20 protein-coding genes and 2 pseudogenes are annotated in these 18,456 nt (G+C 70.1%); 7 read left to right on the forward strand and 15 right to left on the reverse strand.

The features are described 5' to 3' along the window. Nucleotides 1-12: 12 nt before the first annotated feature. From ACQEWB_RS49555 to ACQEWB_RS49600, 10 genes are all read right to left on the reverse strand, one after another. Nucleotides 13-1,119, reverse strand: coding sequence for an MSMEG_0565 family glycosyltransferase (locus ACQEWB_RS49555; protein ID WP_432843522.1), 1,107 nt, complete (start codon nt 1,117-1,119; stop codon nt 13-15). 22 nt (nt 1,120-1,141) lie between these two features. Further along, entirely contained in the window at nt 1,142-1,978 is an 837-nt protein-coding gene (locus tag ACQEWB_RS49560; RefSeq protein WP_432843524.1) for a carbon-nitrogen hydrolase family protein, read from the reverse strand. Next, nucleotides 1,975-2,826, reverse strand: a complete 852-nt coding sequence (locus ACQEWB_RS49565) for a carbon-nitrogen hydrolase family protein (protein WP_432843526.1) — start codon at nt 2,824-2,826, stop codon at nt 1,975-1,977. Before ACQEWB_RS49565 ends, ACQEWB_RS49560 begins: the two co-directional genes overlap by 4 nt. Continuing rightward, on the reverse strand, nt 2,823-4,325 hold the full coding sequence (locus ACQEWB_RS49570) for an MSMEG_0567/sll0787 family protein (protein ID WP_432843528.1): 1,503 nt from the start codon (nt 4,323-4,325) through the stop codon (nt 2,823-2,825). Before ACQEWB_RS49570 ends, ACQEWB_RS49565 begins: the two co-directional genes overlap by 4 nt. A 5-nt stretch (nt 4,326-4,330) precedes the next feature. Then, entirely contained in the window at nt 4,331-5,416 is a 1,086-nt protein-coding gene (locus ACQEWB_RS49575) for an MSMEG_0568 family radical SAM protein (protein ID WP_432843530.1), read from the reverse strand. Nucleotides 5,417-5,425: 9 nt separating this feature from the next. Further along, nucleotides 5,426-5,947 (reverse strand): MSMEG_0572/Sll0783 family nitrogen starvation response protein, encoded by a 522-nt coding sequence (locus ACQEWB_RS49580; RefSeq protein ID WP_360833626.1) that lies wholly within the window; start codon nt 5,945-5,947, stop codon nt 5,426-5,428. 44 nt (nt 5,948-5,991) lie between these two features. Beyond that, nucleotides 5,992-6,807 carry an amidohydrolase family protein gene (locus ACQEWB_RS49585; protein WP_432843532.1) on the reverse strand — a complete coding sequence of 272 codons (816 nt, stop codon included), beginning with the start codon at nt 6,805-6,807 and terminating at the stop codon, nt 5,992-5,994. A gap of 5 nt (nt 6,808-6,812) precedes the next feature. Further along, on the reverse strand, nt 6,813-8,129 hold the full coding sequence (locus tag ACQEWB_RS49590) for an MSMEG_0569 family flavin-dependent oxidoreductase (protein WP_432843534.1): 1,317 nt from the start codon (nt 8,127-8,129) through the stop codon (nt 6,813-6,815). Next, the gene (locus ACQEWB_RS49595; RefSeq protein WP_432843536.1) at nt 8,126-8,431 is read right to left on the reverse strand and encodes an MSMEG_0570 family nitrogen starvation response protein; all 306 of its coding nucleotides are present in this window, start codon (nt 8,429-8,431) and stop codon (nt 8,126-8,128) included. Before ACQEWB_RS49595 ends, ACQEWB_RS49590 begins: the two co-directional genes overlap by 4 nt. Before the next feature lie 440 nt (nt 8,432-8,871). Beyond that, nucleotides 8,872-9,129: a hypothetical protein gene (locus ACQEWB_RS49600; RefSeq protein ID WP_432843538.1), complete on the reverse strand. Its 258-nt coding sequence runs from the start codon at nt 9,127-9,129 to the stop codon at nt 8,872-8,874. Here ACQEWB_RS49600 and ACQEWB_RS49605 point away from each other — a divergent pair. The 3 genes from ACQEWB_RS49605 to ACQEWB_RS49615 all read left to right on the forward strand — a co-directional run bounded on the left by ACQEWB_RS49605 (nt 9,128) and on the right by ACQEWB_RS49615 (nt 11,599). Beyond that, the gene (locus ACQEWB_RS49605) at nt 9,128-9,457 is read left to right on the forward strand and encodes a hypothetical protein (RefSeq protein WP_432843540.1); all 330 of its coding nucleotides are present in this window, start codon (nt 9,128-9,130) and stop codon (nt 9,455-9,457) included. The genes ACQEWB_RS49600 and ACQEWB_RS49605 overlap by 2 nt on opposite strands. Nucleotides 9,458-10,013: 556 nt before the next feature. Then, on the forward strand, nt 10,014-10,913 hold the full coding sequence (locus ACQEWB_RS49610) for a M20/M25/M40 family metallo-hydrolase (RefSeq protein ID WP_432843542.1): 900 nt from the start codon (nt 10,014-10,016) through the stop codon (nt 10,911-10,913). Between the two features lie 125 nt (nt 10,914-11,038). Further along, a complete protein-coding gene (locus ACQEWB_RS49615) occupies nt 11,039-11,599 on the forward strand; it encodes a hypothetical protein (RefSeq protein WP_432843544.1) in 561 nt (186 codons plus the stop codon). A gap of 79 nt (nt 11,600-11,678) precedes the next feature. Here the strand turns inward: ACQEWB_RS49615 and ACQEWB_RS49620 are convergent, their stop codons facing one another. Continuing rightward, on the reverse strand, nt 11,679-11,861 hold the full coding sequence (locus ACQEWB_RS49620; protein ID WP_432843546.1) for a hypothetical protein: 183 nt from the start codon (nt 11,859-11,861) through the stop codon (nt 11,679-11,681). Between the two features lie 213 nt (nt 11,862-12,074). Here ACQEWB_RS49620 and ACQEWB_RS49625 point away from each other — a divergent pair, with 213 nt between their 5' ends. The 3 genes from ACQEWB_RS49625 to ACQEWB_RS49635 all read left to right on the forward strand — a co-directional run bounded on the left by ACQEWB_RS49625 (nt 12,075) and on the right by ACQEWB_RS49635 (nt 14,683). Next, complete coding sequence (locus ACQEWB_RS49625; protein ID WP_432843548.1) at nt 12,075-12,299, forward strand: hypothetical protein; 225 nt, start codon at nt 12,075-12,077, stop codon at nt 12,297-12,299. Between the two features lie 183 nt (nt 12,300-12,482). Beyond that, a complete protein-coding gene (locus ACQEWB_RS49630; protein ID WP_432843550.1) occupies nt 12,483-12,875 on the forward strand; it encodes an effector-associated constant component EACC1 in 393 nt (130 codons plus the stop codon). Beyond that, nucleotides 12,872-14,683, forward strand: a complete 1,812-nt coding sequence (locus ACQEWB_RS49635) for a caspase family protein (protein WP_432843552.1) — start codon at nt 12,872-12,874, stop codon at nt 14,681-14,683. Before ACQEWB_RS49630 ends, ACQEWB_RS49635 begins: the two co-directional genes overlap by 4 nt. Nucleotides 14,684-14,694: 11 nt before the next feature. Here the strand turns inward: ACQEWB_RS49635 and ACQEWB_RS49640 are convergent. Then, nucleotides 14,695-14,933, reverse strand: a pseudogene (locus ACQEWB_RS49640) (zinc finger domain-containing protein); the annotation flags it as partial. 17 nt (nt 14,934-14,950) lie between these two features. On the opposite strand from ACQEWB_RS49640, the pseudogene ACQEWB_RS49645 reads away from it, so the two are divergent. Then, a pseudogene (locus tag ACQEWB_RS49645) lies at nt 14,951-15,082 on the forward strand (IS630 family transposase); the annotation flags it as partial. Nucleotides 15,083-15,205: 123 nt separating this feature from the next. Here ACQEWB_RS49645 and ACQEWB_RS49650 read toward each other — a convergent pair. The 3 genes from ACQEWB_RS49650 to ACQEWB_RS49660 are packed head-to-tail and all read right to left on the reverse strand — an operon-like array spanning nt 15,206 to nt 17,940. Beyond that, complete coding sequence (locus ACQEWB_RS49650; protein WP_432843554.1) at nt 15,206-16,330, reverse strand: DUF2235 domain-containing protein; 1,125 nt, start codon at nt 16,328-16,330, stop codon at nt 15,206-15,208. A 14-nt stretch (nt 16,331-16,344) separates the two neighbouring features. Beyond that, entirely contained in the window at nt 16,345-17,196 is an 852-nt protein-coding gene (locus ACQEWB_RS49655) for a DUF6424 family protein (protein ID WP_432843556.1), read from the reverse strand. A 33-nt stretch (nt 17,197-17,229) separates the two neighbouring features. Continuing rightward, nucleotides 17,230-17,940 (reverse strand): helicase-related protein, encoded by a 711-nt coding sequence (locus tag ACQEWB_RS49660; protein ID WP_432843558.1) that lies wholly within the window; start codon nt 17,938-17,940, stop codon nt 17,230-17,232. Nucleotides 17,941-18,456: the final 516 nt, after the last annotated feature.

Below are 18,456 nucleotides of genomic sequence, written 5' to 3' on the forward strand. Positions count from 1 at the left end.
GACGTCCTTAAGTCACAGGTGAGTTGGGGTGCGGGCGCGGAGCGAGTCGTAGAACTCCACGTGCCGGAGGGCGGCTTGGGCCCAGGTGTGCCGCGCGGCGAGGGCGCGTCCGGCGGTCCGCCGGGCCGGATCGTCGAAGGTGAGCGCCGAGTCGAGTGCGGCGGCGAGGGCCTGCGGGGTGGACGCGAAACGGGCGGCCGGCCCGAACACCTCCCGCAGGACCGGAAGTTCCCGCACGACCAAGGGCACGCCCGCGGCCAGCGCCTCCATCGCGGCGAGGCCGAAGCCCTCCTTCACGGAGGGGAAGGCGAAGGCGCCCGCGGCGGCCACCAGCGAGGGCAGTTCCTCGTCCGCGACCTGTCCCAACACGACCGGTTCGACACCGAGTTCGGCCGCCCGCCGCTCCCAGCGGGCGCGGTAGTCGCGGTAGTCGAAGAGGGTCTCACCGCCTGCGATCACCAGCCGCACGTCGGGGTGGGCGGCGCACAGCAGGGCGTACGCCTCCAACAGGTCGAGGGAGCCCTTGCGGGGTTCGATGCCGCCGACGGTCAGCACGTAACGGCCCAGCCGGGCACGCCAGTCGGCGCGGGCGGCCGGGTCCGTGGCCGTGAAGCGTTCGTAGGCGACCCCGTTGGGGATGACCGCCGGCTTCAGGCCCCAGCCGGCGGCGAGTTCCTCGGCGACCGACCGGGATACGCAGATGTGCGCCTCGGGTTCCACGATGGCACGTTCGTGGCAGGCGGCCAGTTCGGGCGTGGTGAAGTGGTCGATGTGGTGCACGGTGCGGACGCAGCGGCCGCCGACCGCGTTGGCGCTGATGCAGTCCTGGGCGTGGACGATGTCGTACGACGCCGCGAAGGGTTCGAAGGCCGCACCGAGCGTGTCGATGGAGCGCAGGATGCGGGCCCCGACGGTCTCGTCCGGCGGGCCGTCGGGAAACGGCACGATCCGCAGCCGTACGGCCGGGTCGACCGGTCGGAAGAAGCCCGCGTCGCCACCGCGCCCCAGCGTCCACACGGTGACGTCCTCGCCCAGCGCCGCCAGTGCCTCGGCGAGGGCGAGCGTGTGGACGACCCCGCCGCGCGGCTTGGTGGAGTAGCTGAGCAGGGCGATTTTCACGAGGGTGCTCCCGGAGACAGGATTAGGACGGGCTCTCTCGGTAGGCGGTGGGGCGCCGTTCGTCGAGGTGGCGCAGGATGCGGCGGGCGCGGTCGAGGTCTGCTGTGACGTCGACCTCGGCGACGGCCAGGCCGGCCTTGGACCAGGTTCGGGCGAGGATGTCGCCGCCGGGGCCGACGACCTTGGCCTGGCCGAGGAAGCGCATGCCACCCATCGCGCCCGTCTGGTTCGAGGAGGCCAGGATCACCTGGTTCTCGGCGGCGCGGGCCTGGTCGTAGAGGTCGAAGAGCCTGGCCTGGCGGTCCTGGGCCATGCGTGGGGCGCGATTGGTGATGCTGGTCGGCCACGCCGACAGACAGGCGAGGATCTCGGCGCCGTCCAGTGCCAGCGAGCGGGCCGATTCGGGAAACGTCTTGTCGTAGTCGATGAGCATGCCGATCCGGCCGACCGGGGTGTCGAAGGCGGCGAAGCGGTCGCCGGGGGAGTAGGCGGCCGTTTCCCCGGCCGGAAGGTGGACCTTGCGGTGGCGGCCCAGGACGCCGTCGCCGCTGACGCAGACGGCGGCGTTGTAGCGCTCGTCCCCGCCGTCCTCGCAGTAGCCGACGCAGACCACCATCTCGGCGGCCATCCGGGCCACTTGGAGGATCAGCGGATCGTCGACCTTGAGGGCCGGGGGCAGCGCCTCGGGGTCCGGGTGGCGCAGGTCCGCCAGGTAACCGCCAAGGGCTGCGTCCGGCAGCACGAGCAGTCCGGCGCCGGAGGCCCGCGCGTCGTCGATCAGTTTGGCGATGCGGGCGAGGTCGAACTCCAGGTCGCGGCCGAAGTGGGCGGCCGCGGCCGCGATCCGGATGGTGCTCATGCGGTGACTGCTCCTGCATACGTATAGGTTTCGGGCCGCCGGTCGCGCAGGTGCCCCATCGACCGGCGAGCGGTTTCCAGAGTCTGTACGACGTCGAGTTCGGCGACGGCGATGCCGGACGCCACCCCCGTGTCGGCGAGGATCTCGCCGCCGGGGTCGACGACCTTGGCGCTGCCGACGAAGCGTAGCGACCCGAACGTTCCCGCCTGGTTCGCCGACAGCCACACGATCTGGTTCTCCAGCGCACGGGCCCGGTCGAAGAGGTCGAACCGCCGCTTCCAGCGGTCCTGTTCGAGATCGGCGGCCGCGTTGGTGCGCGCACCCGGCCATGCCGACACGCACACCCCGATCTGCGCCCCGTGCAGCGCCAGCGCTCGCGCCGACTCCGGGAAGGCCTTGTCGTAGCAGATCATCATGCCGATCCGGCCGACCGGCGTGTCGAAGGCGTGGAAGCGGTCCCCGGAGGAGTAGGAGGCGTCCTCGCTCAGCGGCTGGTGGACCTTGCGGTGGTTGCCGAGGACGCCGTCGCCGGTGACGCAGACGACGCTGTTGTAGCGGTTGCCGTCCGTGTCCGCCTCGCAGTAGCCGGCTACGACCGTCATCTCCCCGGCCAGGGCGGCCAGTCGGCGGATCTCCGGGCCGTCGAGGGCGAGGGCCGGCGGGCCTTCGTCGACTTCCGCGGAGTCGTCGAGGCTGAGCAGATACCCGCCCAGGCACGCCTCGGGAAGGGCGAGCAGCCGTACGCCGTCCTCCCGGGCCTCCTTGATCAGCCGTTCGGCGACGAGGAAGTCCTCATCCAGGTCGCGGCCGAACTCGGCGGCCACGGCGGCCATGCGCAGCGTGCTCATGCGGGTCCCATCCCGGTCACCGTGGAGGCGACCGCTTCGGTGATCTCGCCGTCGGGCCAGCGCAGCCCGACGCCTTCTCCAGTGGTCAGTTCGCCGCACACGGCACCCGTGGCGGGCCCGGCGGGCAGCGGTGGGGCGCCCGGCGCGTCGGCGGTGAGCATCGCGTAGCCGGGGAAGCAGGTCAGCCAGTCGCCCACCGCCGCACCCGCCGGGCGCGGCACGGCGGCCACGTCGAGGACCGCTCGGCAGCCGCTCGCCTCGGCGAGCATGCCGAGCGTCCCGGCGATCCCGGCCATCGACACGTCCTTGGCCGCGGCGGGCCGGGCAGCGGCGACCGCGCCGGTCATGGCACGCAGTTCGTCGGTACGGCGATGGCTCGTCGAGTCCCACTGACGCCCCCGGTATCCCGGTCGCCAGCCGCCGCCGAGGTCGGCCGTCAGCCGCACCTCGTGCCCCGGCCGCCCGCCACCGCCCGGCACCGGGTTTGCGGTACGGCCGAGCGCGGTCACGGACAAGGCTGCGGGGACACCGAGCTGAGTGTGCCCGCCGAGGACCGGGATGCCGTACGACCGTGCGGCGCGGGCCAGTCCGTCCAGCACCCGGGCCGCGTGCAGGCCATCCCTGGCGCCGAGGGCGTCGAGCAGCCCGAGCGGTGCGGCGCCCATCGCGGCGAGGTCGTTGACGTTGACCAGGACAGAGCACCAGCCCGCCCACTCAGGGTCACGCTCGACCATCGACGGCACGATCGCGTCGCAGGCAGCGATCACGTCGGTGGCGGGGACGGGCGAGCCGTCGTCGCCGACGAAGCCGGCGCCGCCGAGGACGGCCCGCGTCCCCGGCCCCTGGGCCCCGCCGACCGGGTCCTGGGCGTGGGCGCGACCCGCCGGTTCGTGGAGGGCCGCCAGCAGGGGGCCGAGGGCTGACTTGGCGGCGCTCGCCTGGGTCGCGATCCGGCCGATCGGCCAGCGCATCAGCACATGGGGTGTGCCCGCCACCGTGACCGGTCGTACGGATCGCCAGCCCAGGCGTCGGAAGAGGGGCTCGTTGCGGGCCTGGACCGTCGCGTCGAAGCGCAGTGCCCCCGCCGCCTCCGCGCGTGCGCAGGCGGCGCGGACGAGGGCTGCGCCGACGCCGTGCGGGCCCCGGGCCCGGCGGTCGACGACCAGCCGGCCGCCCGCCCACCAGCCCACGTCCGGGCCGTCGTCGACGGGCCCGAGACGAACCCCGCCGACCACCGCGCCGTTCTTGGCCCTGGCGACGAGGACGATCGTGCGGTCGTCCAGGTCGCGGTCGTCGAGGTCGTCGCCGGTGAACAGCCCCTGCTCGGCCACGAAGACGTCCCGGCGCAGCCGGCGGTATGCGGCCAGGTCGGCCGCCGCGCGGGCCTCTTCGATGTGGAAGGCGGCCAGCCGCTGCAGCGTGTTGCGGTCACCGAGCAGGGCCAGGACGTCGAACGCGCCGTCCGGGGTCGCCGCCGTCGTGGATCCGTCGAGCTGCATGTCCGTCACCCGCCCGCCGCGGGCAGCACGCTGCACGCCCCGCAGGCCGCACACCCGGCCTTCTGGTCCGCGCCGCGCATCCCGGCGGCGCGCAGCTTCCCGGCGACGCCCGCGGTGACGTACCGCAGCAGCTCCGCGCTCGGCGCCGTGATCCCGTTCCGGGCGGCGAGGGTGCCACTCATCGGGCGGAACGGCACGACGAACGGATACACGCCCCGCTCGATCAACCTCCCGGCCCCCGCGACGAGTTCGTCGGGATCCTCGCCCAGGCCGACGAGCAGGTAGGTGGAGACCTGATTGGGTCCGAACACCCGCACCGCCTCGTCCCAGGCGGCCTCGTACTCGGCCATCGGGACCGTGGACTTGCCGGGCATCCAGCGTCGGCGTACCCCGTCGTCGAGGGACTCGACGTGGATGCCGATCGAGGTCGCCCCGGCGTCGTGCAGGGCGCGGATCCAGGCGAGGTCGCCGGGTGGCTCGCACTGCACCTGGATGGGCAGCCCGGGCACGGCCTTCAGGACGGCCCGCACGGAACGGACCAGGTTGCGGGCACCGCGGTCCGGGCCGGTGGTGGTGCCGGTCGTCATGACCATCTGCTTGACGCCGTCGAGTCGTACGGCTGCCTCGGCGACCTCGGCGAGCTGCTGTGGGGTCTTCGCGGCGACCGTGGCGCCGGAGCGCAGGGACTCCTCGATGGTGCAGAAGCGGCAGCGGTCGGACTCGGCATAGCGGATGCAGGTCTGCACGACGGTGGTGGCGAGGACGTCGGCGCCGTGCAGGCGGGCGATGTGCTCGTAGGGGACGCCGTCGTCGGTCGTGAGGTCGTAGAACTTCGGACGGTGTACGGCGGTGAGGGTGAGGCCGGTGTCGTCGTCGCCGAGCCAGACCTTCCCGTCGCGGACCGTGTAGGGGCTGTCGGGGTTGCGGGGGAGCGCGGCACCGGCGCCGTCGACCAGGACGTGTCCGTCGTCGCTGGGTCCCGCGCCGTCGGGCCGCCGCACGGGGGCGTCCAACGCGACGCCCCGCAGGGCGAGTTCGGCGCGGGTCGTGATCCGTACATCCACCGCCGTAGAGCCGGTGTCCACGCTCATGCCGACTCCTTACAGCTGGTAGGTGGAGTTGATGATGGCGCCCTTGCGCGCGTAGTGGATCAGCGCGTCCTGGACGTCGAGGGGGTGGGTGGGGATGACGCCCTCGATGAGGTCCTCCTCGCGGGCGCCGTGCAGCGAGAGGCCGAAGCGGCAGCAGTAGACCTTGCCGCCCTCGGCGATGAAGGTCTTGAGCTGGTTGTTGATGTTGTGCTCGCCGGGGAAGGCGGAGTTGCCGGTGGTCGGGAAGCCGCGCGTGGCAAGGCAGTTGAGGGAGCCGGGGCCGTAGAAGTAGATGGCGGTCTCGAAGCCCTTGCGCAGGGCGCGGGTGGCCTGGAGGACGGCGACGAAGGACACCGAGGACTCGTGGGCGATGCCGTGGACGAGGGTGAAGTAGGTCTCGCCGTTCTCGGCCTGGTAGTCGGGGAAGACCTTGGTGGAGCCGTAGATGCTGGAACCCTCGGGGAGGGAGGGGTGCGGGATCTCGTCGAGGGACTTCTGCTCGACGTCGCTGAGCTGGGCGGTTTCGGACATGGCTGTCTCCTTGTGCGTACGGTGCGTGCTGAAGGGGGTTGGGATCAGTCGTAGAGCGCGGCGAACGTGTCCCGGAAGACCAGGTCCCCCAGGGCGCCGCCGCCGGTGGCCGCGGCAAGACGGGCGTACTCGCCCGCGAAGTCGCCCCACGGCTGGTCGCTGGCGAAGAGCACCCGGTCGTGGCCGATACCGCGGCGCTCGATCTCCTGGGCCAGCCAGCGGGGAGTGAAACCGATGGCCCAGGAGAGGTCGGTGTAGACGCGCTTGCCGGCCGTGATCCAGTCGAAGAACCGGGAGCCGGCGAGCTTGATGTGGCCGCTCATCCCGCCGCCGAAGTGCACGAGATGTACGGGCACTTGGTCGGCGTACCAGTCGACGAGGTGTCCGACCTCGTCGATGTCGGAGGCGGCGCCGGGGGAGGTGTGGACGTGGACGACCAGTCCGTGCCGCGCGGCGGTGGCGAAGATCCGGTCGAGCTGGGGGCGGCAGGCCGGGTCCGTGGGGCGGCCGCCGAGCAGGAAGCTGAGCTTGAGGGCCCGGACGCCCTCCTCGCCTGCCAACTGGAGTGCCGCTTCGGTGCGTTGGGCGTCCTCCGGGCGCGGGGAGACCCACAGGCCGGCGCGGATCCGGTCGTCGCTCTGCGCGGCCTCGATCGCCAGCTCGTTGAAGGAGAAGGCGATCGCGGGGTCGGGGACGCCGTAGTTGGGGATGACCAGGGCGCGTTCGGTGCCTTCGGCGTCCAGGTCGGCGATGAGCTGTTTCACCGTGGCGCGGGCCGTGGTGTCGGGGCTGACGGGCGGCCCGCCGTAGAAGGGATACGCGGGCAGGATACCGATGTGGCGGTGTGCGTCGAACACCATGGGCGTCAGCCGATCGGGAGTGCGGGAGCGACGGCGGTGGGCGCACCGGTGAGGGCTCCGCACACGTCTGCCATACGGCGTCCCGCGTCGATGTGGTCCGCCAGGAACCCGGCGTCCCGGCCCACCGCCTCGAACCGGCCCGACCCCCAGGAGTGCTGCCAGGGCAGGCCCAGGAAATACAGGCCGGGGATGTTGCTGACGCCCCGCCAGTGCATGGGGTAGCCGCGGCCGTCGAAGGCGGGGATCTCGATCCAGCGGTGGTCGCGGGTGAAGCCGGTGGACCAGACGACGGAGGTGATGCCGGCCTCGGTCACGTCCAGGGCGCGGGGCTGCTCGTCCGGTTCCCACACCGGCACGTAGCGCGGCTCGTCCGGCGCGGTGACGCCCTTGGTGGTGATGTGCGCGTCAATGGCGTCCTTGATGCCCTCCGCGACAGCGTCGGCGTGGTCGAGGTTGACCTTGAGGTCGTCGGCGAACTCCATCTCCGTACCGCTGATTCCGGTGAGCCGCCCGTACAGCCGCATGCCGTCGCGGGCGAAGGCACGCAGATCGATGTCGCGGCCGCCGTCGCGCCCGGTGACGTAGTGGTTGACCCGCATCCGTACCGCGTCGGCATCGTCGAACACGTCGATGGGCTTGTCGTAGTGGCCCATCTCGTCCAGCCATGCCACACAGTCACGGCCCCGGTAGAACCGGGCGACCCGGGGTGCGCTGCCGACAGCCAGGTGCACCTGACGGCCGGCGAGGTGGAGGTCCTCGGCTATCTGGCAGCCGGACTGGCCCGTGCCCACCACGAGGACGGCACCGTCGGGGAGTTGGCCGGCGTTGCGGTAGCCGGAGGAGTGGACCTGTGTGACGGAGGCCGGCAGCCGCTCGGCCATCCGCGGGATCTTCGGCGTGTGGTAGGGGCCCGTCGCGACGACCACCTGGTCGGCGGTGAACCCTCCGGCCGTGGTGGTGACCTCGAAGACGCCGTTCGGCGACCGGCGAAGCCGGGTCACGGACACGCCTTCCACCAGCGGCGGTCGGAAGGACGCGACGTAGTCCTCCAGATAGCGCACGATGTCGTCGCGGACCATGAAGCCGTCCGGGTCGCCGCCGGCGTAGGGGTGACCGGGCAGTCTGCACTGCCAGTTGGGGGTGACCAGGCAGAAGGAGTCCCAGCGGCGTTCACGCCACTCGTGCCCCACCCGGTTCGCCTCGACGACGACATGGTCGACACCGCGTTCGCGCAGACCGTGGCTGACCGACAGTCCCGCCTGGCCGCCGCCGATCACGGCGACGGTGTGGTGGGCCCCGGCGAGGCGGGGCGCCGCGCTCACCTCGGACTCCCGTCGGCGTCGAGAAGCGCCTCGACCGTGACCTTGCTGTCGGCGGGGAAGGCGCGGACGCGCACCGTCTCCTCGATCTGCTCCAGCTGGCCCGAAGCGCCGGTGCAGTGGAAACCGAACTTCTCACGGACCCGCTCACCCGCGATTCCGAGCGCTGTTCGACTGCGCTCCAGGAAATCCCCCAGTTCGTAGGTGTCGCCGGTTGTGAAATACTCCTCGATGACCGTCGAGGGGGAATAGCAGCGCTGGGTCGTGTCATCGGGCCAGCGCACGTCGAAATACATCTCGGGCATGACATCCTCCATGCCGGGCGCCGGGTTCAGGGCCCCTCGCCGCTGCGTGTGACCACTACCTCAGCCAGCCGCGATTACCGAACCAGGTCATCCGGAATAAGGGCGAGTTACGGAATCCTCACGGCGCACCGCGCATAGCGGACTCGATTTTGCCTCATGGGCAAGAATTGCCGCGATGGAGGGTCAGAAAGCCGCAGGACCTTGAATTTCTTCTTTTGCCAGGGTGTTCATCGCACTCCGCTCATTCCCGTCGGCCGTTTCCTCGACCAGACGACGGAGCAATCTGTGGGCGGGATCGTCGGTGACGGTGTACCCGGGTCTGGGCAGGGCCGGCGCGGACGCTGCAAGGCCGAGGGCGACGCGCCGGACGCCGTCCCGATCGGCGACGGCGCGGTCGTCGTCTCCCCGCCCGGCGGGGTCCTGGCCGGGCCGTTGAAGCGCTACGCGCTCTTGCCGCCCAGCAGATCGGACAGCTCCGCGGCACGGACGCGGAGCTGCTCGCCGTAGCGTGTGATCACCCGTGGTGGCATCCGGACCGAGGGGCCGACGGCGCTCAGCGCCGCGACGGTCGTGCCGTTCACGTCGCTGACCGGTGCGGTGATGGCGGTGGCGCCCTCGGTTGCGATCGCCTTGGCGACCGCGACCGAGGGCTCGTCGAGCTGCCCCAGCAGCGCCGCGCCGGCCGCTGTTCCCGCCATGGGCGACGTCGACTTCGACGCCCTGCCGGAAGCCTCCGGCCCGGGCACACTGAAGGTGACCGCCCTGCGCCAGACCCTCTCCGATCAGGAGCGCCAACGCCTGCACACCGCCGTCGAGCGGGTCCGGGAGACAGCCGAACTCCCGGATCCCTACGAGCAACGGGACGCGCAGGACGCGTACGCATGCGCGGTCGGCTCCGGCACTGCTGCCGGCACCGTTACCGCCGTTGAATTCACTGTGCGCGGCGACATCGCCTCCATCGTGAGGCCGCCGAGCGGGCCAACGTGTGCCCGGGCCTGGTGTTCGGGCTCGCCCGTCGTGCGATGACTTCCGCGCCCAGCTCGACGAGCCCCCCCGGCGATGGTCACTGAGCTCTTTCAGCGTGGCCCTTGATTCCTAATGCTGTCTGTCAAGCCGTAAGTGGCGGTGGAGGCGCCGGTTCGTAGCGCCGTCCGCAACGCACGAGGCTCCCGTGCCGTTGGGGGAGGTGTTCGAAGTCTCAACCCACAGGCGCAGGAGCAGCGTTGGTTCCGTATTCTGCCTGTGAGCATGGAGAGTGCCATCTGCGGTGCGGCCTGGCCCATATTCTGCCTGGCTCCGTCTGGGATGCCCTGAGTGCGATCTGCCGTCCGCGCCGGGGACGGTGCAGCCGTCGGGTGGGCATGCGTGTCTGCATAGGGGCCTTGCCTCGGCACCGTCACAGGTCTGACCGTCTTGCCGCCGGGTGTGCTGCCGTCCGGAGATGGAGGGGAGATGGTGGCTGTGACCGTTCGTGCGAGGGAATCCGATCAGACGGAGATCGTCTTCGGGGTCGACACGCACAAGGACTGCCACGTGGTGGTGGTCCTCAGCATGCTCGGAACGGTGCTGGGCAGCCGGTCGTTTGCGACCACAGCTGCTGGCTGCCGGAGTTTGCTGGCCTGGGTCGGGACCGTGGGCCGACTCCAAGCTGGCCGCGTCGATGTTCTGCCACATCGCCGAGGACCTCGCCCCCAGAGTCTCGCAGCTGCGCGGCGGGCTCGCTGTGCTCCTGGACGTCGACGAGCACACGGGCAACTTCGGCGGTGCGCGGGCCTGTCTCGCCGACGAGGCCGCAGTCCGCCCAGCCGGGGTGATGATCGGGTATCCCGGAATCGATGAGGTCGTCGTCGGCGGCCGGGGCCTGTGGCGGGCAGTCCTCACCGTCCACGCTCCCTCCGGGCACTCCGGGTCCAGCAGGACCGTGGTCGGTGCGATCTCCCGCGCCGCGCACCTGGTTCGACTGCTCGACGCGGCCGAACTTCCTGGTGTGGAGGCCGGCGCGGAATTCCCGCTCCCGCCGAAGCTGTCGGTCACCGCCTGCCACGGCGGCGAAGGCTTCTCGGTCACCCCCGACCGCTGCGACCTCAACGTGGACGTGCGCACGACGCCCGGATTCGATGCCCATGACGCCGAGACGCTCGTCCGCAAGGCAGCAGCCGAACTGGATGCCGAAATGCCCGTCCAGAGCCCGACCGAGATCAGACTGGTGGCCGCGTGGCCCCCGTTCCAGCTCGCCGATGCCGAGCAGCCCGGGGCGGCCCTGCTGAACGCAGCCGCCGAAGCGGGCCTCATGGTCCGGCCGAAGACCGCGGGGCCCTCGAACATCGGCAATCTGCTGGCCGGAGAGGGCATCCCGGCCACCGCCGGCTTCGGAGTGCCATACGAAGGGCTGCACGGAATCGACGAACGAGCCCACCTCGCCGAACTCCCCACGGTGTATGCCGTCTACCAGCGGGCGGTGCTCGGCCTGCTCGGCGACTGAGGTCCCAGTCGCGTCCCAGGTTTTTCCCAGATCCGCTCCCAGCAAGTGCCCAACTCCGTCTCTGGGAAAGGACCCTTCACGGCGACCTGCAGCGGGAGGTCACCCGGGATGTCACCGCGGTGCTCATGTTCGCCGCCCCGCCCTACCCTGAGCGCGAAGCCCGCCAGGCGACCAAGCTGCAGCGTGCCGACGTCTACCTCAACGCCCTGTCCTGCAGCCTCGTCAGCCGCGCCGAGGCCTCCGGCCATGTGGCCCGCATCGTCGAGGACCTCAGCAACATCGAGGGCGCCCTGTACTTCGGCTGCCTGCTCAGCCTCGCCCAAGAGGACGAGGGAGCGATCTGGTGGTGGCAGTTCGCCGAAGGCGCCGGCGACGCGACCGCGGCATACTGCCTGTACCTGCAGCACCTGCGCCGCGGGGAACTGCGTGACGCCGAGCACTGGATCGGCCAAGCCCTCAAAGCGGACACCCGCATCGACATCAACTTCAGCCTCCCTCGCATCTCGGAGATCCACCCGGCTCGCCCCCGCATCGCGTCCGTGCGGGAGGCGGTGAACCGGTTTGAAGGTGGAGGAGGTCGAGGGCACCAGGTACCACCTGCCCGATCAGCACCTCGCGGACCGGATCAGGGCACTCGACACGAGGACCGGCGTGCGCTATTGGCAGGTTCGGGAGCCCGTTCGTGATCTCGACCGCCGTACGCTGGTCCTGCTTGTCCACGCAACAAAGCCCCCGGTCCACCCCGGGGGTTTTGCTTTGCCCGCGTCAGTCGAGCGCGGGCTGGTCGTCGTCCGGCCGGGTTTCACGCTCGATGATCTCGAACGCTTCAGCGATGGCGGCGCCGAGGAGGTGGCGGGGCACCGTGGCCCGGTATTCGATGCGGACACCCTTGTGGGGCGGGCCGTCGTCGGCTCGCGGACGGGCGGGCAGGTTGGGGCTGTCGCTCACGCTGCGGCTTCCTTCCCTGGGTGGGGTGCGCCGCACCAGAGGCACCGGTCGGTCGCTTCGGTCATGGGTTCCGGAGGAGCGTCGGGGTCGTCGAAGGTGCTCGTGGTGACGCTGGACGAGACGGAACTCGCTGGTGGGGTACTGCCTGCGGCGCCGGCGGATGGAGCCGATGGCGCGGTCCCTCTCGGCGACGTCCCGCAGGAGTGTGCCCCAGTGGCCGTTCACCTGGCCTTCGACCTGCCACCGTCGTACGGGTGGCGCGGCCTCTGGTCCGCTGATGCCAGGCGTTCGACGAGTGTGACCACCTGGGACGTGGAGCGGCACGACGCGCGCGAGAACACCATGATGGGCGCCTCCTCCATGCACCCGGACGAGATCGTCCGCTACGAGGTGCGCACCATGGAAGGGGAGCACCTGGTGACTCTCCCGGTGCAGTAGCCAATACCCGGCGCGAGCACGGAGGTTGAACGGTGAACGTTACGGTTGAACCGTGAAATGCATTCCGTCATCGACGATTTGCCGCCGTGCCATCAGCGGCAGAGACTGTAAACGATGACGTAGAGCCCACCGATGGTCCGACTCTGCGCCGCCCCGACCAGCACGAACAAAGGGGCTGACCCGGTGGAGAAGCAATTGCTGATACTCCTCTCCGAGGAGGAAGCGGAACCTGAACGCGTGGCAGAGCTGACCAGTTACCTGCGCGAGGAACTACTCGATCTCGACGTGGACGACGTCACGGCGCTCCCCGGCGCGGAGACCCCGCCCGGAACGCGGGCCGTGGACGTCACTCAGATCGGCTCCCTGCTGGTGGCTCTGGGCAGCTCGGCGACCGCCCTGAGCCAGGTGGTGAACGCGGTTCGGTCGTGGCTGGACCGATTTCATGACTCACGTCCGTCGTTGCGTCTCGAGATGGACGGCGACGCCATCGAGGTGTCCAAGGCGACCGACGAACAGATCGCGGAGGCGCTCAGAGTCTTTGTGCAGCAGCATGCGACGGCGGGAGCCCGGTCATGACGGAGTCCCGGCACGCACTGATCATCGCAAACGACCGTTATGCCGACCAAGGGCTGAAGAAGCTCAGGGCGCCCGCGCAGGACGCCGCGGCCCTTGCCGGGGTGCTGGAGGATCCACAGATCGGCGAGTTCAAGGTCCAGGTCGTTCACAACGCGCGGGCCGACGAGATGCGCAGGAGCATCCAGCGCTTCTTCAAGGACCGCCGCCGCGACGACACCCTCCTGCTGCACTTCTCCTGCCACGGCCTCAAGAGCGAGTCCGGCGAGTTCTACTTCGCCGCCGGCGACACCGAGCCGCAGCTGCTGGACGCCACGGCGATCTCGTCCCAGTTCGTCCGCGGGTGCATGTCCCGGACGAAGGCAGGCCGGACCGTCCTGTTCCTCGACTGCTGCTACGGCGGCGCCTTCTCCCGGGGCGCGTCTGTGCGGGCCGGCGGAGACGTGAACGTCCTCGAGTCGTTCCAGACGGAGAAGGAGCCCGGCGGGCAGGGCTGGGCCGTCATCACGGCATCCGACTCCATGGAATACGCCTTCGAGGGCCCGGAACTCGCCGAGAACTCCGCTCCGCGGCCGTCGGTCTTCACGCACGCGGTGGTGGAGGGCCTCAAGAGCGGCGAGGCCGATCGCGACGAAGACGGCGAGGTCCGCCTCAACGAGCTGTACGACTACGTGTACGAGCGCGTGCGGGAGGAGAATCCGAACCAGACACCGAAACGCACGGTGGAGATGCGGGGGGATCCGTGGCTGGCGCACAGTCGGCGTGGCCGACTCAAGATCGTTGCCGTACCCTCGCCGCCCGCCCTGCGGGAGGCCATGAACAGCAGCGAGGTCATCAAACGACAGAACACCGTGTTGCTGTGGCTGAACAAGCGACTGCAGAACCCGGAGCTGCCCATTGCGGAAGGGGCACGTCAGCACCTGGAAGAGGTCGCGCACAACGACATCCCGGAAGTTGCCGATCTGGCGTCGGACGTATTGAGCGAGATCCACCTGGCACCGTCACCGGACCACCTGGACTTCGGCCTGCTGCCGAAGGGAGCGCCCGCTCGGAAAAAGTCCGTGACCATGCAGGGCCCACCGCTGGCCCGTCACTGCGTGGCCCAGCCCACACAGTCATGGCTGCAGGTCGATCCGACGCAGAGCGGTCTCGAGGTCCACGTCGACACGGCCGCCGAAGGGCACCTGTCCGGCGACATCGTGCTCAAGGGTGTGGCAGACGAGGCGTTGATCCACGTCGAGGCGGTGGTGGGCTCGCGGATCGAGTCCGCGCCCCCAGCCGGACCCACGGATCAGGAGCCCGAGCCCCCGCCGTCCGGTCCCGGGACGGACACAACGATCATCCAGCCCCCGACTCCGCCGCCGTCCATACCCGAGCCCCCATCGACACCGCCCCCAGGACCCGTAACCGGACGGAAGGAACCACACACATCCCGCCTCGCCCTCGTCCTCGCCGACACCGCCCTCGTCCTCGCCGGCACAGCGGCCATCACGGCCATCGTGGCCATCCAAGCGGCGGTGTCAGCCGTGATCGAGCGAAGCCACGAAGGGGTGTACGGAAACGTCGAGGACAACATCCACGACCATGGAGCGCTCGCGCCGCTCACCGTGTGTCTGATCACCGGTGCGCTGGCCCTGATCGTCGGCGCGTTCGCCCGGCACAACCTGAGGAGGCGACAGGAGCGCTACACGATGCAGGCGGCGGGTGCCACGCACGCACTGACCTCGATCGCGAAAGGTCTGACGATCCCGGCGCTGGTCCTGGCCGTCCTCGCGGACATCGCCTACCTGGTGGGCAGCCCGTACTGGTGACGCTTCGGCGACTACTTCAGCAACCGGGACATCCTCCGGTCCGCCACCGGCTTCCCGCCCGTCAGGCCGTCGGGCAGTACTGCAGCGAGGAGTCGCTGAAGGACACCTCGCGGATGGTGTCGCCGCAGACCGGGCAGGGCTCGCCCGTGCGGCCATGGACGCGTAGGCCCGTCTTCTTCTCGGACTTCAGGCCGGCGGCGGCCAGGCCGTGGGAGCGGGCGACCGCGTCGGTGAGGGTGGTGCGCAGGGCTCGTAGAGGCGTGCCGGCCAGCCCGCAGACGCCAGGTCCACGCCTTCTTCCGCAACCGCTCACGCGGCCAGCTTTTGACCACTGCCGCGCCTTGGACCAGCACATGGTTCCCGACCAGTTATCGACAGAACTTCTGGAAAGCCGCTTAGGAGTGGCGGTGAGGCTGAGCTCCAGCTGGGCGAACCGGAGTTTGTTGAAGTCGTCAACCGGCTCCGGCCGGTCGTGGAAACTCCGCCCCACTCAAGTCCTGCCACGGGAGCCATGACGGGCAGTCAACCCTCTGGCGGAGGTAGCGGCTTGGTCCAGTCTGGGTCGGCCCATCGCCCCGGTTCCTGGGGACTGGGAAGGTCCGGGCGGTACCTGGGGTCCCGCTCCCGGCGCAGCCTGACGCTGGAATGGAACACGGCGTTGCCGGGCACCGGACGCGAGCGTCGGCCCGCGAGGATCCACAGCGGGCCGTTGTCGTGGACCGGAGCACCGGCGAATTCCTCGGTGACCGCGCAGCCAGTGCCGTAGGCCTGCGGCCGGAACACCAGGCTCTGGGCGACACCGTCGGTGATCCACTTCAGGGGGATCGTCGAGAGTAGAGGTTCGCCCTCAGCATGTGCGAAGGTGCCGCCGACATCCGAGTGCACCCCCGCGAACCAGACCTCCTCGGCAGTGCCCTGACGTGGCGCAGGGCGGGGCGTCACCAGGAACTCGTGGTAAGGGCGACGGGTCTCGTCGAGCGACACGGCGTGCCGGACGCGGGCCACGTTCGGCAGCTGATGGGTGTACGGCCACTGCAGATTGCCCAGGCGCAGCAGGCCGGCCGCCTTCACAGTGTCCCAGACACCGAGGTAAGCCACTGGCAGCGCGTGGTGCGAGACCTGGCGCGGACTGTTCTGCTTCACTTGCGCCCACAGCGGCTCGTTCTCGGTGCGCTGGCAGAATGCGTGCGAGAACCGTGCGACCTCCTCCTCGCTCTGCTCGATATCGTGGTTGAAGGCGTACTTCGACACGGCGTACGGCACGAGGTTCTCCGAGCCTGGACGCATGAGACCAGGCTTGTTGAGCATCCCGACGAGCGCCCGGGCGGTGTAGGCGCCCCGGCTGAAGCCGAACACGTACACCTCGTCGCCTGGCTGCCAGTGCCGCATGAGGTACGTGTATGCCTCGGCGAGATTGGTTCTCAGCCCGCTGCCGAAGGCGAGGCCCCACAAGCGGGACAGCCGGCGGCCGACCGGACCGTGAGCGGTGCCGGACGACATGGTTCCGACCCCGGGGTCGTAGTAGACGAGCTGGCGTGCCGGATCGTCCGCGTCCAGCATCTCCACCAGCCTGACCACATTGGTGGGGTGGCTGGCGCCCACCTGATTGCCCGTCCCGTCGAGGCACACGACGATCGCACGAGGCATGTCGGTGTTCCCTTCTAACCGGTGGGTATCGGGCCGGAGGCGGTGCGCCGGCCGGGGTCGATCTGCTGAGCGAACGCCTGCATGGCCACATCGCTGTTCGCCGGCAGGACGGCCATCAGGCCACGGGCCTGCGCCTCGGCGATCGTCGGGGCGGCGGCGCTGCCCTCGGGGACGAACGCCAGGCGGACGTGCCCGTCGCCGGACCCGCGGCGATCCACCGGAGTGACTGCGCCGTGGGTGCCGTCGGGCAGGGTCACCCACAGCTGGAAGTCGTCGTACCGGACGAAGTCCGCGGCCTTCACCGGCCACGGGTAGTGGTGCTCGCCGGGCACATCGGGCAGTACGCCCTGGTGGTTTCCGCGGCTCAGCGGCACGCACGCATTGAACAGGGAGTCGGTCCACGCCTCGACCCCGTCGGCATCCTTGACCGGTGTGCGCAGGAGGGCCTCGGCTTCCTCGTAACCAAGTTCCGCCAGCGCGGGCAGGGTCGGCGGGAAAGCGTCCACCAGCTCGGCGGCTTCCTGCCGGAGCCGCTCGACCTTCGCGGGATCCGCACAGAACTGCATGCTCCACTCGATGCCGACGCGGGCCCGGTACATACGCCAGCCCCCGGCCCCCTTGACCCACAGGCTGCCCCCGTGGTGCATCTCCCAGTGCTCGGGAGCGCCGGGTCCCGCCCCCGGGTCAACGGGTCTCGGCCCATAGGGCAGGTCGGTGTCGTCCATGGAGCGCAGGATCGCGTGCGCCGTCTTCTTGGCGGCGCGGAACTGCGCGGACTCAAATCGCTTCGGATGTTCGACGAGGCGGATCTTCCACGGATGGTTCTCCGACTCGACGCCGCCCAGCGGGAGTTCGGTGCGGGCCATCGATGACCTCCTCAGCCCGGCCCCGCGGGCAGGTCACCGACTCTGAAGGCGGGAATCCCCTCGCGGGGCAAAGTACCCTTGCTTCCAATGTGCGCCTCGACCCGGCCGATCGCGACTTGAGCGAAGGCGGTTGTCGGATCCCGGGTGACTCGGTAGCTTCGCCAACCCGCCGAACGCCCGGCTGGTGAGCATCTTGTCCGCCGTCTCCCCGGGCGCCAGCAGCACCGGCACCACGAGGGAGGCCATCTTGCCCTCACCGGGCTGCATCCGCAGCGCACGGCCCACGGCCTGGACCAGGTCCGGCATCGACCCGCGCACGTCCGCGAAGTACACAGAGTCCCAGTTGCGGGTATCTACGCCCTCGCCCAACAGCTTCACCGAGCTGAGGAACGCCTTCTCCACCACCGTGCCGTCCGTGGCGATGAGGGAGGAGAACTCCCCGAGCACCCGGCGGCGGTGGAGCGCCTTGTGATCGCCGCACAGCCAGTCCGCCCACACCGCCGCCGGGTACAGCTCCGGATCGGCCGCGTGCAGCTGCGCCGCGACATCCGGCACCCCGGCCGAGAACGCTTCGGCCTCCTTCACGACGTGGTGGAACACCAGCGTGCGCTTGAATGCCTCTTCGGCTGATGCCTTCACCAGGGCCGTCTGGAGCGCAGCGAGACGTGCCCCGCGCATCTCGTCCGACCGGCCCTCGGCACCCGGCAGCAGGGCGGCCTGGAACGGCGTGTCGGTGATGTCCATACACACCACCTGGTACGGCGCACAGTTCCCCGGTCGATCGCCTCCGACAGCGTTAGCGTGAAACATCGGCTGCCGAACGGCCCGTCGGGGTCGTCCTCCATGCTCGCCCCCGCGGCCGCCGCGTTCGGTACGAAACTCCGCTGGAGTACACCGAATCTGGTCACTGCGTTCAAGTCCGGCTCGCCCGTGCAGAGTTGGTGATGATCTCCTACCGTGTTCCCGACAGCCCACGGGCTGCCGGGCCGCTGCTGGGGAAACGGGGGACCTCCTTGAAAGACTTCGTCACGGTCTGCGCGGCCGAGTTCGTCAGGCACATGCGCGAGGAGTCGTGGCCGCTGGTCCGCGACGCTCTCGTGACGTTCCTCGTGGACAACGAACCGGGCAGCGCGACGCGTGCGAACGATGTCCGGCAGCAGCTGGAGCGTGCACGCGGTGACCTGCTCCGCGCCTTCGAGCGCAGTGAGGAGGAGACGGTTGCCGATGTGGAAGCAGAACTGCGGATGCGCTTGCGTCGTG

Origin of the sequence: Streptomyces sp. CA-249302 (assembly GCF_050936785.1) — a bacterium.
In the GTDB taxonomy this organism is placed as follows: domain Bacteria; phylum Actinomycetota; class Actinomycetes; order Streptomycetales; family Streptomycetaceae; genus Streptomyces.